The 15,336-nt window shown below is 64.7% G+C and carries 10 protein-coding genes; 6 read left to right on the forward strand and 4 right to left on the reverse strand.

The features are described 5' to 3' along the window. Nucleotides 1-107: 107 nt before the first annotated feature. Nucleotides 108-1,025: a transcriptional regulator MetR gene (gene metR / locus JV551A3_RS25480; protein WP_003258025.1), complete on the forward strand. Its 918-nt coding sequence runs from the start codon at nt 108-110 to the stop codon at nt 1,023-1,025. Here metR and JV551A3_RS25485 read toward each other — a convergent pair. Then, the gene (locus tag JV551A3_RS25485) at nt 1,009-1,422 is read right to left on the reverse strand and encodes an NUDIX hydrolase (RefSeq protein WP_133975016.1); all 414 of its coding nucleotides are present in this window, start codon (nt 1,420-1,422) and stop codon (nt 1,009-1,011) included. The two genes, metR and JV551A3_RS25485, sit on opposite strands and share 17 nt — an antisense overlap. A 246-nt stretch (nt 1,423-1,668) precedes the next feature. Between JV551A3_RS25485 and JV551A3_RS25490 the strand changes: the two genes are divergently transcribed. Together JV551A3_RS25490 and JV551A3_RS25495 are read left to right on the forward strand one after the other, a co-directional pair. After that, nucleotides 1,669-5,937, forward strand: coding sequence for a DEAD/DEAH box helicase (locus tag JV551A3_RS25490; protein WP_133975018.1), 4,269 nt, complete (start codon nt 1,669-1,671; stop codon nt 5,935-5,937). Between the two features lie 268 nt (nt 5,938-6,205). Continuing rightward, the gene (locus tag JV551A3_RS25495) at nt 6,206-7,825 is read left to right on the forward strand and encodes an FMN-binding glutamate synthase family protein (protein WP_133975020.1); all 1,620 of its coding nucleotides are present in this window, start codon (nt 6,206-6,208) and stop codon (nt 7,823-7,825) included. 124 nt (nt 7,826-7,949) lie between these two features. On the opposite strand, the gene JV551A3_RS25500 is transcribed toward JV551A3_RS25495, so the two are convergent. Beyond that, nucleotides 7,950-9,371 carry an amino acid permease gene (locus JV551A3_RS25500; RefSeq protein ID WP_133975022.1) on the reverse strand — a complete coding sequence of 474 codons (1,422 nt, stop codon included), beginning with the start codon at nt 9,369-9,371 and terminating at the stop codon, nt 7,950-7,952. Nucleotides 9,372-9,846: 475 nt separating this feature from the next. Here JV551A3_RS25500 and JV551A3_RS25505 point away from each other — a divergent pair, with 475 nt between their 5' ends. From JV551A3_RS25505 to JV551A3_RS25515, 3 genes are all read left to right on the forward strand, one after another. Next, nucleotides 9,847-12,996 (forward strand): transglycosylase domain-containing protein, encoded by a 3,150-nt coding sequence (locus tag JV551A3_RS25505; protein WP_133975024.1) that lies wholly within the window; start codon nt 9,847-9,849, stop codon nt 12,994-12,996. An 88-nt stretch (nt 12,997-13,084) separates the two neighbouring features. Continuing rightward, complete coding sequence (locus tag JV551A3_RS25510) at nt 13,085-13,630, forward strand: PadR family transcriptional regulator (RefSeq protein WP_046614772.1); 546 nt, start codon at nt 13,085-13,087, stop codon at nt 13,628-13,630. Next, a complete protein-coding gene (locus tag JV551A3_RS25515) occupies nt 13,623-14,384 on the forward strand; it encodes a siderophore-interacting protein (RefSeq protein ID WP_133975026.1) in 762 nt (253 codons plus the stop codon). The genes JV551A3_RS25510 and JV551A3_RS25515 overlap by 8 nt, the downstream gene beginning before the upstream one ends. A gap of 91 nt (nt 14,385-14,475) precedes the next feature. Here JV551A3_RS25515 and JV551A3_RS25520 read toward each other — a convergent pair whose 3' ends face one another. Both JV551A3_RS25520 and JV551A3_RS25525 read right to left on the reverse strand, forming a co-directional pair. Then, on the reverse strand, nt 14,476-15,105 hold the full coding sequence (locus JV551A3_RS25520) for a Pr6Pr family membrane protein (RefSeq protein ID WP_133975028.1): 630 nt from the start codon (nt 15,103-15,105) through the stop codon (nt 14,476-14,478). A 1-nt stretch (nt 15,106) separates the two neighbouring features. Next, nucleotides 15,107-15,328, reverse strand: coding sequence for a VF530 family protein (locus JV551A3_RS25525; RefSeq protein ID WP_003252112.1), 222 nt, complete (start codon nt 15,326-15,328; stop codon nt 15,107-15,109). Nucleotides 15,329-15,336 lie beyond the last annotated feature (8 nt).

Genomic DNA, 15,336 nt, shown 5'->3' on the forward strand with positions numbered 1-15,336 from the left:
TGACTCCCGCCAGGCGGTGCGGCCGTATGCCCAGTCGACAGGCGCGGCAACATGAGGGAAACTCAACTCATTCCCTGTTTCCTCAAGTCCACACACCGGAGTCAGCTGTGCTGGAGATCCGTCACCTGAAAACCCTTCATGCCCTGCGCGAGGCCGACAGCCTGGTGGAGGCCGCCGAGCGCCTGCACCTGACCCAGTCGGCGCTGTCGCACCAGTTCAAGGAGCTGGAAGAACGCCTGGGCCTGCCGCTGTTCGTGCGCAAGACCAAGCCGATCCGCTTCACCAGCGCCGGGTTGCGCCTGCTGCAACTGGCCGATGCCACTCTGCCGCTACTACGCGGCGCCGAACGTGACATCGCGCGCCTGGCCGGCGGCACCGCCGGGCGCCTGCACATGGCCATCGAATGCCACAGCTGCTTCCAGTGGCTGATGCCGACCATCGACCAGTTCCGTGACGCCTGGCCGGAGGTGGAGCTGGACCTGGCCTCCGGCTTTGCCTTCGCCCCACTGCCGGCCTTGGCCCGCGGCGACCTCGACCTGGTAGTGACCTCCGACCCGCTGGACCTGGCGGGCATCACCTACGTGCCGCTGTTCACCTACGAGGCGATGCTGGCGGTGGCCAACCAGCATCCGTTGGCCAGCAAGCCCTACATCGTGCCGCAGGACCTGCTCGACCAGACCCTGATCACCTACCCGGTGGAGCGCGACCGCCTCGACATCTTCACCCGCTTCCTGGAGCCGGCCGACATCGAGCCCGCTGCCGTGCGCACCTCGGAGCTGACGGTGATGATGATGCAACTGGTGGCCAGCGGCCGTGGCGTGTGCGGCATGCCGCACTGGGCGCTGCACGAGTACAGTTCGCGCGGGTATGTGAAGGGCAAGCGCCTGGGTGAGAAAGGCCTGTTCGCCACGCTTTATGCCGCCGTGCGCACCGACATGCTCGATGCGCCATACATGCGCGACTTCCTGCTGACGGCCAAGGACACCTCGTTCGCCACCCTCGATGGCGTCAGTGCGGTGCGCTGACGGCCTGGCGGTAAAGCGGCAGGATCAGGTCGCGGGTCAGGGGCGCCAGCTGCATGGCGGGTACCTGGTCAGCGGCCAGCCACACCACCTCCTCTATCTCCGCGGCCGGCAGCACGGCTGCGGCGCTGTCGACACGGAACAGTTCGGCCTGTACCTCGAAGCCCGGCTCGTTGGCGGCGGGGGCACTGAACTGGCCAAGGTGCACGGCCTGGGCCGGGTCAATGTGCAGGCCCAGTTCCTCATGCAGCTCGCGCACCAGCGCCTGCACCGGGGTTTCGCCAGCATCGATCTTGCCGCCGGGCTGCATGAAGGCCAGGGTGCCGCGCTTGCGTACCAGCAGGGTGCGGCCTTGGGGGTCGATCAACAGGGCGGCGGCGATGCGGATGGTGTTAGGCATGGGTGGGCTCACCTGAAACAATGGCCGGGGAGGATCCCATGGGGGTCAATGGCCTGACAAGGCCGGTGTTTCCTGTGCCGGCCTCTTCGCGGGTAAACCCGCTCCCACAGGTGCACCACAGGGCCAGGGAGCGGCGCTGTACCTGTGGGAGCGGGTTTACCCGCGAAGAGGGCAGCACAGGTCAAAGCTTGTTTCACAGACGAACGGCCCCTTGCCAACCCGCCCCACACCCTCCATAACCAACACATGAACCTGCCCGCCAAACACCACCCGGTGCTCGAGCTGTTCCACCCCGCCGTGCGCACCTGGTTCCGTCGCCACTTCGCCACGGTGACCGATGCCCAGGCCCAGGCGTGGCCGTTGATCCATGCAGGCCAGTCGATGCTGCTGGCCGCGCCGACCGGTTCGGGCAAGACCCTCAGCGCGTTCCTTGCCGTGCTCGACGAACTGTTTCGCCAGGGCCTGGAGCATCAGGGCGAACTGCCCGCACGAACCCAGGTGGTCTACGTTTCGCCACTCAAGGCGTTGTCCAACGACATCCGCCTGAACCTGCAGGCACCGCTGGAAGGCATCAGCCAGGCCCTGGCGGACCAGGGCCTGAACGCCCCGCGCATCACCACGGCCGTGCGCAGCGGCGACACCCCACAGAAGGAGCGCGCCGCCATGCGCAAGCTGGCGCCGCACATCCTGGTGACCACACCCGAATCGCTCTACGTGCTGATGGGCTCGGCTTCGGGCCGTGAAGGCCTGGCCAGCGTGCATACGGTGATCGTCGACGAAATCCATGCCTTGGCCGGCAACAAGCGCGGCGCCCACCTGGCACTGACCCTGGAGCGCCTGCAGGCCCTGTGCAACCGGCCGTTGCGGCGTATCGGCCTGTCGGCCACGCAACGCCCGGTCGAGCGGGTGGCGCAATTCCTGGTCGGCAACGGCCGCCCCTGCGCAATCGTCGATGTCGGCCATGCTCGGCAGCGCGACTTGGCCATCGAGGTGCCGCCAGTGCCGCTGGGTGCAGTGATGGCCACCGATGTCTGGGGCCTGGTCTATGACCGCCTGGCCACCCTGGCGCGCGAACACCGCACCACCCTGGTGTTCGTCAACACCCGGCGCCTGGCCGAGCGCATCACCCGCCACCTCAGCGACCGCCTGGGGAAAGAGGCGGTTGCCGCGCATCACGGCAGCCTGGCCAAGGAACTGCGCCTGGATGCCGAACAACGCCTGAAAAACGGCCAGTTGCAGGTGCTGGTGGCCACTGCGTCGCTGGAGCTGGGCATCGATATCGGCGACATCGAACTGGTCTGCCAGATCGCTTCGCCAGGTTCGATCGCGGCCTTGCTGCAGCGGGTCGGCCGCGCTGGCCACCAGGTCGATGGCGTGCCCAAGGGGCGCTTGTTCCCGACTTCACGCGATGACCTGATCGAATGCGTGGCCCTGCTCGACTGCGTACGCCGGGGCGAGCTGGACGAACTGCACATTCCCCGGGCGCCGCTGGATGTGCTGGCCCAGCAGATCGTCGCCGAGGCCAGCAACCAGCCCTGGCACGAACAGGCCCTGTTCGACTGCCTGCGCCAGGCCACCCCCTACGCCGAACTCGACCAGCAACATTACCAGGCCCTGCTGCGCATGCTCGCCGAGGGCTACAACGGCCGCCAAGGCGTGCGCAGTGCCTACCTGCACCGCGATGCGGTGAGCGGCACCCTGCGTGGCCGCCGCGGCAGCCAACTGACCGCGCTGACCAGCGGCGGCACCATCCCCGACAACGCCGACTACGCCGTGCTGCTCGAACCGCAGGCGCTGAACATCGGCAGCGTCAATGAAGACTTTGCCGTGGAAAGCATCGCCGGCGATATCTTCCAGTTGGGCAATGCCTCCTATCGCATCCTGCGGGTCGAGCCGGGCCGGGTGCGGGTGGAGGATGCCCATGGCCTGCCACCGACCATCCCGTTCTGGCTGGGCGAGGCGCCGGGGCGCAGCGACGAGCTGTCTGCCGCAGTGGCCCGGCTGCAGGCGCAGATCGACCAACAGCTGGCTGACAACGACCAGGCCAAGGTGCTGGCATGGTTGCAGGGCACCTTCGAGCTGGGCGAAGACGCCGCCAGCCAGTTGCTCGACTACCTGGCCCGCACCCGCGAAGTGCTCGGCGCCCTGCCCTCGCAGGACACGCTGGTGATGGAGCGCTTCTTCGATGAGTCCGGCGGTACCCAGCTGATCATCCATTCACCCTACGGCAGCCGCATCAACCGCGCCTGGGGGCTGGCCCTGCGCAAGCGCTTCTGCCGCACCTTCAACTTCGAGTTGCAGGCGGCCGCCAGCGAGGACGCCATCGTGCTGTCGCTGTCCTCCAGCCACAGTTTCGAACTGGACGACGTGTGGCGTTACCTGAATAGCCGCAGCGCCGAGCCGATCCTGGTCCAGGCGCTGCTCGACGCGCCGCTGTTTGGCGTGCGCTGGCGCTGGAACGCCAGCGTGACCATGGCCCTGCCGCGCTTTGTCGGCGGACGCAAGGTGGCACCACAGATCCAGCGGATGAAGAGCGAAGACCTGATCGCCGCCGTATTCCCCGAGCAGATCGCCTGCCTGGAGAACATCGTCGGCGAGCGGCAGATTCCCGATCATCCGCTGGTCGAGCAAACCCTCGACGACTGCCTGCACGAGGCCATGGACAGCGAAGGCTGGCTGGCGCTGTTGCGGCGTATGGAAAGCGGCACGGTGCGCCTGCTGTGCCGCGACCTGCCCGCCCCTTCGCCGCTGGCGTCGGCCATCCTCAACGCACGGCCCTATGCCTTCCTGGATGACGCACCACTGGAAGAACGGCGCACTCAGGCAGTGCTCAACCGGCGCTGGAGCGAGGTGCAGAACGGCGACGACCTGGGCGCGCTGGACGCCGATGCCATTGCCGCCGTCGCGGCCGAGGCCTGGCCGCAGCCGGGCAATGCAGACGAAATGCATGAAGCGTTGATGGGCCTGGGTGCCATCAGCCAGGACGAAGTGCAGGGCAATGCCAGCTGGGAGCTGCTGCTCAGGCAGTTGGCCAAGGCCGGCCGGGCGTTGCGCCTGGTGGATGAAAAGCTGTGGCTGGCGCGGGAGCGGTTGAGCCTGCTGCAGGCGCTGTACCCCGGCGCCCGGCTGGAACCTGCGTTGCAGGTACTGCCTGGCTTCGATCAGGTCATCGAGCCGGACGTTGCGCTGGTCGAATTGTTGCGAGCCCGTCTGAGCGGCCATGGACCACTGACCCGCACACAGATTGCGACAGCACTTGGCAAGCCGCTGCAGGCCATCGAACAGGCCTTGGCCCGCCTGGAGGCCGAAGGCTATGTGCTGCGTGGGCATTTCAGCCCTGGCGCAAGCGAACTGCAGTGGTGCGAGCGCCATTTGCTGGCGCGCATCCATCGCTACACGGTCAAACGCCTGCGCCGGGAGATCGAGCCGGTCAGCCTGCAGGACTTCATGCGCTTTCTGTTCGACTGGCAGCACCTGGCCAACGACACGCACCTGCGTGGCCCGCAAGCGGTGGCCGAGGTCCTTGGCCAGTTGCAAGGGTTCCCGAGTGCCGCCGGAGCCTGGGAAGCCGAACTGCTGCCGGCACGTATCAAGGACTACAGCCCGCAATGGCTCGACGATGCGTGCCGTAGCGGGCAGTTCGCCTGGAGCCGGCTGGCGGCGACGGTGTCGAGCAACACCCTGTCAAGCACACCGCTGGTACTGCTGCCGCGCGAGCACCTTGGCCTGTGGCGCAGCCTGGCCCCCGTGCCTGCGGTGGATAGCCTCGGCGCACGGGCGCAACGCGTCCACCAGGTGCTGAACGCACATGGCGCGCTGTTCTTCGACGAGCTGGCACACGACGCCCACCTGCTGCCCAGCGAGCTGGAGACAGCCTTGCAGGAGCTGGTAGGCGCAGGCCTGGTGGGGGCCGACAGCTTCACTGGCCTGCGCAGCCTTATCACCCCGGCGGCGAAACGCACGTCGCGCAACAGCCGACGCGGCCACCCGCCGCTGTCCAGCAGCATGTCCCATGCCGGGCGCTGGGCCTTGCTGCGCAGGGGTACCGTAGACGACAGCCAGCGCCTGGAGCACATCGCCCGGGCTCTGCTTCGACGCTATGGCGTGGTGTGCTGGCGCCTGCTGGAGCGCGAAAGCGATGTGCTGCCGCCCTGGCGTGAACTGCTGCGCTGCTATCACCGGCTGGAAGCGCGTGGCGAGATTCGTGGCGGGCGCTTCATTGCCGGGCTGGCCGGCGAACAATTCGCCTTGCCGGAGGCGGTGGGGCTGCTGCGGCAGGTGCGGCGGCGTGAACTGGACGGGGCATTGGTGGTGGTGAGTGCCAGTGACCCGCTGAACCTGGTCGGGTCGTTGCTGCCGGGGGCGAAAGTGCCAGCGGTCAGTGGCAACCGTTTGTTGTATCGCGACGGGGTGCCGGTGGCGGTGCGGGTGGCTGGGCACTATTCGTACCTGGTCGAAGCGCCGGCACAAGAGCAGGAAAGCTGGCGGCAGAAGCTGCTGCGCGACACTGTCTGAATCCCTTCAGGGCATGCACAGGCCCTGTAGGAGCAGCCTTGTGCTGCGAAGAGGCCATTGTTGCCGAAGACAATCTGTATCCCTGCTGGCCTCTTCGCAGCACAAGGCTGCTCCTACAAAAGCCCGCGTTGCCCCGAAGACCGTTGCCAAGTCTCGGCGAGAATGATTTTCGCTACCCCGATTTTCATTTTCAGCACCGCCCAAACCGGGCTATGGTCGGGGTTTGCCCCAGGCCCTGAGCCTGACCGCGCCATCGCAAGGACCCTGTATGAGCCTGTCACTTCTCAGTCGCTATGCCTTCTTCGCCGCCTGTGTGCTGTTCACCCTGGCGAGCCTGCCCTTCACCCACCACGAATGGTTGTGGCCGTTCACCCTGAGCACCGCCATCCTCAGCCTGATCGGCCTTTTCGACCTGTTGCAGCAGCGCCACGCGGTACGCCGCAATTACCCGATCCTGGGCAACATCCGCTACCTGGTCGAAGCCATTCGCCCGGAAATCCGCCAGTACCTGCTGGAGGCAGACAGCGACGCCCTGCCGTTCTCCCGCGCCCAGCGCTCGCTGGTGTACGCTCGGGCGAAGAATGAAGCCTCGGACAAACCCTTCGGCACCCTGATCGATGTGTACGAGTCCGGCTTCGAATTCATCGGCCACTCCATGCGCCCGGCGCCATTGGCCGACCCGGCAAGTTTCCGGGTCATCGTAGGTGGGCCGCAGTGCAGCCAGCCATACTCGGCGTCGATCTTCAACATATCGGCGATGAGCTTTGGCTCACTCAGCGCCAACGCCATCCGCGCCCTCAACCAAGGCGCCAAGCTGGGCAATTTCCACCATGACACCGGCGAGGGCAGCATCAGCCCCTATCACCGCGAGCACGGTGGCGACCTGGTCTGGGAACTGGGCAGCGGCTACTTCGGGTGCCGCACGCCGGACGGGCGCTTCGACCCCGAACGCTTCGCCGCCCAGGCACGCAGCCCGCAGGTGCGGATGATCGAAATCAAGATGAGCCAGGGCGCCAAGCCCGGCCATGGCGGCATCCTGCCCAAGCACAAGGTGACCCGGGAAATTGCCGAAACCCGTGGCGTGCTGATGGGCGAAGACTGTATCTCGCCGTCACGCCACAGCGCCTTCTCCACCCCCATCGAGATGATGCAGTTCATTGCCCAGCTGCGTGAACTGTCTGGTGGCAAACCGGTAGGCTTCAAGTTCTGCCTGGGCCACCCGTGGGAGTTCATGGGCATCGCCAAGGCCATGCTGGAAACCGGCATCCTGCCCGACTTCATCGTCGTCGACGGCAAGGAAGGTGGCACCGGCGCGGCACCGGTGGAGTTCACCGACCACATTGGCGTACCACTGCGCGAAGGGCTGCTATTCGTGCACAACACCCTGGTCGGCCTGAACCTGCGTGACAAGATCAAGCTGGGCGCCAGCGGCAAGATCGTCAGCGCCTTCGACATTGCCAGCGTGCTGGCCATTGGCGCTGATTGGGCCAACTCGGCGCGCGGCTTCATGTTCGCCATTGGTTGCATCCAGTCGCAAAGCTGCCACACCAACAAGTGCCCGACCGGTGTAGCCACGCAAGACCCACTGCGCCAGCGTGCGCTGGTGGTGCCGGACAAAGCCCAGCGGGTGTTGAACTTCCATCACAATACCTTGCGAGCCTTGGCCGAAATGCTGGCTGCAGCGGGGCTGGAACACCCGGCGCAGCTGGAAGCCAAGCATCTGGTGCGACGCATCTCGGCCACCGAGATCAAGCTGTTCTCGCAGATGCATGTGTTCTTGAAGCCGGGTGAGCTGCTGACTGGCGAGGTTAATGGCCAGTTCTACTCGCGCATGTGGCAGCTGGCGCGGGCGGACAGCTTCGAGCCCAATAGCGAAGTAGCGGCCTGATAGATCCCCGGGGCTGCTGTGCAGCCCATCGCGACACAAGGCCGCTCCCACAGGAGTACGAGACCTCTTGTAGGAGCGGCCTTGTGTCGCGAAAGGGCCGCAAAGCGGCCCCAGCCATTTCAGATCAGGAAGCAGTACTGGCGGCCACACCCTGCGCGTCTTTCGGCGCCAGGCGGAACGCGTAGTACAGCACCGTCAACAACACCAGGAACGCCGGGCCGATGTACAGCGCCACGCGGGTATCCTCGAAGTACGCCATCAGGCCGACCACCAGCACCAGGAAGGCCAGCGCCAGGTACGAGCTCAGCGGCCACAGCCACATGCGGTACTTCAGTGCCTTGCGCTCGGCAGTGCTGAGGCCGGCGCGGAACTTCAGCTGCGCCAGCAGGATCATCACCCAGGTCCAGATCGCGCCGAAGGTGGCGATCGAAGTAACCCATACGAAGACCTTCTCCGGCACCAGATAGTTGGCCAGCACGCCCAGCAGCAGTGCGCCGATGGACAACAGCAGCGCGTTGCGCGGCACGCCGTTCTTCGAAGTACGGGCGAAGGCCGCCGGGGCCTGGCCGTTCTGCGCCAGGCTGTAGAGCATGCGCCCGGTGCTGAAGATGCCGCCGTTGCACGACGACAGCGCTGCAGTGATGACCACGAAGTTGATGATACCGGCGGCGGTCTTGATGCCCAGGCGCTCGAAGGTCATGACGAACGGGCTGCCCTGGCTGCCGATTTCGTTCCACGGGTAGATCGACAGGATCACGAACAGCGCACCGACATAGAACAACAGGATGCGCCAGAACACCGAGCCGATAGCCTGCGGGATGGTCTTTTGCGGGTTGCGTGCTTCACCGGCGGTCAGGCCGATCATTTCCACGCCCAGGTAGGCGAACATGACCATCTGCAGCGACATCAGCACGCCGGTCACGCCATTGGGCATGAAGCCGCCGTTGCTCCACAGGTTGGAGATACCCATTGCCACGCCGTCATTGCCAAAGCCAAAAGCAATGATGCCGATGCCGCCAAGGACCATGGCGATGATGGTGACGATCTTGATCAGGGCGAACCAGAACTCGAACTCGCCAAAGGCCTTGACGGCCACCAGGTTGACCGCACCCATGCTGCCCAACGCCGCCAAGGCCCAGATCCAGCGCGGTACGTCGGGGAACCAGATGCCCATGTAGATGGCCACCGCAGTGATTTCGGCAACGCAGGTCACCAGCCACAGGAACCAGTAGTTCCAGCCGGTAAGGAAGCCCGCCAGCGGGCCGAGATAGTCCTGGGCATAACGGCTGAACGAGCCGGCGACCGGGTTGTGCACGGCCATTTCGCCAAGGGCGCGCATGATCACCAGAATGGCCAGACCGCCGATGATGTAGGACAGCATGATGGCGGGGCCGGCCATTTCGATGGCCTTGGCCGAACCGAGGAAAAGACCGACACCGATACAGGCGCCCAGCGCCATCAGGCGGATGTGCCGTTCGCCCAGTTCGCGCTTGAGCGGGCCGCCTTCAGTGGCCTGGCCGTGGGCAGGATGGTTGCCGACTGGCATAGCAATACAACCTCATTTTGTTATTGGATTTGACCTTCGTGCAGCACCGGCCACGCCGATAGGCGAAGCGTTGGCTTGCCGGGCTGGCCTCGTGGGCCGGCCCGTGTGCCGGAATAGAGCGCCCGGCAAGGCGAAGGGGGCGAGCAGTATAGGAAGACCGCTGCAGGGTTTTTCGCTGTATAAACAGGAAAATTCAGCAAGATCTCTGGGGCGCTTCGCGCCCATTCGCAGCACAAGGCTGCTCCTACATGGGAATGCGTATCTCCTGTAGGAGCAGCCTTGTGCTGCGAATGGGGCGCGAAGGGGCCGCAAAATCGCCCGGCCACCATAGCAATATCGCCTTACGAAGAAACCCACACCAAAGCCGCATAGCCCTACGCTACTTTTCGCCGTCTCTTACAAATTTTTCACCTGACCCGCTCAACGTCTAAGCTTCAGACAAGCAAGACGAAAATACCTGGCCGGATAGAAGACTATGGGCGCACTGTGGCAATCGGAACCAAGCAGAACGGAAGCACCCGAGATACCTCCGGCCGAGACGCCACAACCCAAATCCCCCCGTCAGCGTCGGCTGTGGTGGCGGCTGATCATCCTCATCCTGCTGGTGGCGCTGGTGGCCATCGGCTTCGCTGCGTATGACGAATTCCGCACCTCCAACCTGCAGTCGCGGGAATTCAGCAAACTGGCCAGCACCCTCACCTATTCGCTGCAACCAGGCCCCAGCGATGCCATCGTCTACCCTGGCGAAGGGCCGTTCGACAAGCGCCTGGGCTACAGCGCCCTGGGCGAATTCCTGCCGCGCCTGCTCAAGCGCGACTACCTGATCAGCGAACAGGTGAAGTTCTCCCCGGCGTTGATGAACTACGTCGATCATGGGCTGTTCGCCCCCTATATCGAGAAAATCCAGGCTGGCCTGTCGATCACCGACTGCCGCGGCGACGTGTTGTACCAGTACAACTACCCGCAACACCTGTACCCGGACTTCGCTGCGATCCCGCCGGTGATCGTCAACAGCCTGCTATTCATCGAGAACCGCGACCTGCTCGACACCAAGGACCCGCGCAACAACCCGGCCGTGGACTGGCCGCGCTTCGCCAAGGCCGCCTACAGCCAGGTGGCCAAGTACCTGGCCCTGCCCGGTCAGTCCGCTGGCGGCAGCACCCTGGCCACGCAACTGGAAAAGTACCGCCATTCACCGGACGGCCTGACCGTTTCCGGCGCCGAGAAGATCCGCCAGATGATTTCCGCCAGCGTGCGCGCCTACCAGGGTGGCCCCGACACTACCGAGGCACGCCAGCGCATCGTGCGGGACTACCTGAACAGCGTGCCGCTGTCCGCAGTGCCCGGGCATGGCGAAGTGCATGGCATGGCCGAAGGCCTGCGGGTGTGGTACGGCGCCGATTTCGACCAGGTCAACCAGACCCTGAATTCCACCGCCAGCGACCCCGAAAGCATGGCCGCTCGCGGCCTGGCCCTGCGCCAGGTGCTGTCGCTGATGATCGCCCAGCGCCGGCCCTCGCACTACCTGTCCAAGGGGCGCCTCGAACTGGCCGAACTGACCGATGCGCACATCCGTGTGCTGGCCGCCAACAAGGTCATCGAGCAGCCACTGGCCGACGCGGCACTGGCCAGCAAGGCGGTATATCGCGACTGGGTGGCGCAACCGACCATCGTGCCGATCGTCACCAACAAGGGCATCAGCCTGGCACGCAACCGCCTGGCGGCCATGCTCAATCGCCCGCTGTACGACCTCGACCGGCTCGACGTGTCGGCCACCAGTACCCTGCAGTCCGACCTGCAACTGCAGGTCAGCCAGTACCTGAAAAACCTTGCCGACCCTGAATTCGCGGCGCAGATCGGCCTGATCGGCGAACGCCTGCTCACCGCCAAGACCACCGACCAGGTGAGCTACAGCTTCACCTTGTTCGAGCGCACCGCCGACGGCTCGCGGGTGCGGGTGCAGACCGACAGCACCGACCAGCCCTTCGACATCAACGAAGGCAGCAAGTTGGAACTGGGTTCCACCGCCAAGTTGCGGGTGCTCACCACCTACCTGGAAATCATCGCCGAACTGCACGACAAGTACGCCGGCAAGCCTGCCGCCGAGTTGAAGAAAGTCGAAGTCGCCGAACTCGACCGCATCAGCCAGTGGTCGCTGGAATGGCTGGCACAGAACAGCAAGAACCAGAGCCTGGACGCCATGCTCGATGCCGCGTTGGAGCGCAAGTATTCAGCCAACACCGGCGAAGCCTTCTTCACCGGCGGCGGCATGCATGTGTTCAACAACTTCCGCAAGGAAGACAACAGCCGCAACCCAACCCTCAAGGATGCATTGCGCGAATCGATCAACCTGCCGTTCATCCGCCTGATGCGCGACCTGGTGCGCTACGTGACCTACCAGCAGCCGTACAACCGCGTGCCGTTGCTCAAGGACGACTCCGACCCGCGCCGCCAGGAATACCTGGCCCGTTTCGCCGACAAGGAAGGCACCAACTACCTGATGCGCTTCTGGAAGAAATACCAGCGCAAGACCTCGCAGCAGCGCCTGGACACCTTCCTCGACAGCATGCGCGTGACCCCGCAACGGTTGGCGGCCGTGCACCGCTACCTGTTCCCCGAGGCTGGCCAGGAAACCTTCAACGCGTTTGTCCGTGCCCACCTCAAGGGTGACAAGATCGTTCTGGGCAAACTGACCGATGGCCGCCTGTCGGAGATGTACGACGCCTATGGCCCGGGCAAGTACGACCTGCCCGATCAGGGTTATATCGCCAAGGTCCACCCGCTGGACTTGTGGCTGCTCGGTTACCTGCTGAAGAACCCCGGCTCTACCTTGACCGAAATGGTCAATGCCAGCCGCTTCGAGCGCCAGGAGGTATACGGCTGGCTGTTCAAGAGCCGCCATCAGGGCGCCCGTGACAGCCGCATTCGCACCATGGTGGAGATCGAAGCGTTCCTCGACATTCACCAGCGCTGGAAGCGCGTGGGCTATCCGTTCGACCACCTGGTACCCTCGCTGGCCACCGCCATCGGTAGCTCGGGCGATCGACCTGCCGCCCTTTCCGAGCTGGTCGGCATCATCCAGAACGATGGCGTGCGCCTGCCGACCTTGCGGATCGACACATTGCACTTCGCGGCCAACACGCCCTACGAGACCAAGCTGGTCACTGACCCGGACCGGGGTGTGCGGATACTGCCGGTCGAAGTGGCTCGCGCCCTCAAAGGCGCCATGTCGCAGGTGGTGGATGCGGGCACAGCGCGGCGTATTTCCGGCAGCTTCAAGCTGCAGGACGGTACGCCACTGGTGATGGGCGGCAAGACCGGTACTGGTGACAACCGCATCGAAAGCTTTGGGGCTGGCGGCCGGCTGATCGGCTCGCGCTCGCTGAACCGTACCGCCACTTTCGTGTTCTTCCTGGGCGACAACCACTTCGGCACCTTGACCGCATTCGTGCCGGGGCGCTCGGCAGAGGCCTTCAAGTTCACCTCGGCGCTGCCGGTGCAGGTACTCAAGGGCATGGCTCCGATTCTCATGCCATACCTGCAACCGGGCAATCCGAATGAATGCAAAGCGCCGCAGGTGGCCGTGCATACAACCACGCCGCAAGGGGATACATCAAATAACTAGATGATAATCATCTGCAATTGAAGGCTTGTCTTTAGATATATCTTGAGTAATATCTTACGATATATCGCAAACGACGGAGCCTTGCCCCATGCGCGAACACACCCCCCATGACCCCTTCGAACGGCGCCCTGGCCGTGGCGAGCGCGGCCCACGCGTCTTTGCCCCCGGCGACCTCAAGCTGCTGATGTTGGCCCTGCTCGCCGAGCAGCCAGGCCACGGCTACGACCTGATCCGTCAGATCGAAAACCTGTTCGACGGCAGCTACAGCCCAAGCCCCGGGGTGATCTACCCCACCCTCAACTTCCTCGAAGAGGCCGAGCTGATCAGCGGCCAGGTGCAGGGCAGCAAACGCCTCTATGCCATCACCGAAGCCGGTCGCACCGCCCTGGCCGAACAGGCCGTCGCGCTGGACGGCGTGCGCATGCGCATCGAAGTCAGCAAGCGCGCCCTGCGCGGCCACGACCGCCCACCAGAGATTCATGAAGCGGTCGGCAACCTGCGCCACGCACTGCACATGCATAGCGGCCGGTGGACACCGGAAGAAATCGAGCGGGTTCGCGACCTGCTCAATCACACCGCCAAGGCCATCGCCTCCGGGCCGGCCGAACCTGTCAGGGAGACACCCCATGAGTGACACCATTCACCGCGTCAACCACGAAATCCGCCAACGCCGCCTGCAGGTGCTGCGGGTCACCGAACTGACCCCGCGCATGCGCCGCATCACCCTCGGGGGTGCCGAGCTGCAAGGCTTCACCAGCGTGGGCAGCGACGACCATATCAAGCTGCTGTTCGCCGAAACACCGGAGCAACAGCAAGCCATCGACGCTCGTAACCTGGGCCGAGAGGGTGGCGCACGGCCTACCATGCGCGAATACACGCCACGGCGCATCGACCTGGTGGCCAATGAGCTGGACATCGACTTCGTGCTGCACGGCGATGGTCCCGCCTCCACCTGGGCCGCGCAGGCGGCACCCGGGCAAACTCTGGACATCGCCGGGCCGCGGGCTTCGATGGTGGTGCCGGACATCTTCGACAGCTACCTGCTGATCGGCGACGAAACCGCCCTTCCGGCCATTGGCCGCCGCCTGGAGGAGTTGCCTGCGGGGCGCCAGGTGCTGGCGGTTATCCAGATCGAAGACGAGCAGGAACGCCAGCCACTGCCGAGCAAGGCGCAGGTGGAGGTGATCTGGGTACGTCGCCAACAGGAAGACTTGCTGGCGCTGGTGAAGAACCTGACCTTGCCGCAAGGCCGGTTATACGCCTGGGTGGCACTGGAAAAAGCCCTGTCCCGCCAGGCCAAGGCACTGTTGCTGGAGAAAGGGGTGCCTGAGGACGCGCTGAAGGCTGTAGCGTACTGGCGTGCCGACGGGACTGCGGACGACGAATGATTGTTTGCTGCCCCGGCCTCTTCGCGGGTAAACCCGCTCCCACAAGGGCGGCGCTGTTCCTGAGGGCAGCGCAGTACTTGTGGGAGCGGGTTTACCCGCGAATGGGGCGCCACCGATCCAGCCCCAGCAACACCAGCCCGATCCCCCAGAACCCCGCCAACACCCCCAAAGCATTGAGCAATACCTGCCCATACCCCAGGCTCGCCACATCGATGAACGGGTAGGCATACACGCCAATCTCGCTCCCTCGCCACAGCGCATAGGCAAAATAGGTTGCCGGGTACACCGCCCAGACCGGCAAGTGCCATAGGCGCAACCTGCCCTTGGGCACCTCGCACCACCAATACAAGGCATATAGCACGGGCATCACATCGTGCAGCAACTCGTCGGCCAGCCATTGCCAGCCCTGCGGTTGCCACAAGTGACGCAACAGCACGCTGTAGGCCAATGCCACCAGCACGATGCTGGCGGCCACCGCGGAACTCACTGAAGGCGACAGGAAAAAACGCTTGGCACGGCCTTCCCGGCCGAACGCCGCATAACTGAGCACCGTTGCCACCAGGGTATTGGTCAACACGGTGAAATACCCGAACACATTGATCAGGCCACCAACCAGGCTGGCCTGCTCCTGCCAACGCGCCAACAGCACCAGGTACACCTGCACGGCCAGGCCGAACCAGCCCAGCACGGCCATGCCGGTCAGCCAGGGACGGCGCGGCATGTCAGGCCTGGCGCTGCAGCTTCACGTACAGCTGCTCGACCTTTTCCCGTGCCCACGGCGTCTTGCGCAAGAAAGTCAGGCTCGACTTGATGGTCGGGTTGCTCTTGAAGCAGCGCACATCGATGCGCTCGGCCAGGCCCTGCCATTGGTAGTGCGCAACCAGCTCGGTGAGGATCTGTTCGAGGGTCTTGCCGTGCAGCGCGTTGTGTTGGGCCGTGCTCATGCCAGTGC

The organism is Pseudomonas inefficax, assembly GCF_900277125.1.
In the GTDB taxonomy this organism is placed as follows: Bacteria; Pseudomonadota; Gammaproteobacteria; order Pseudomonadales; family Pseudomonadaceae; genus Aquipseudomonas; species Aquipseudomonas inefficax.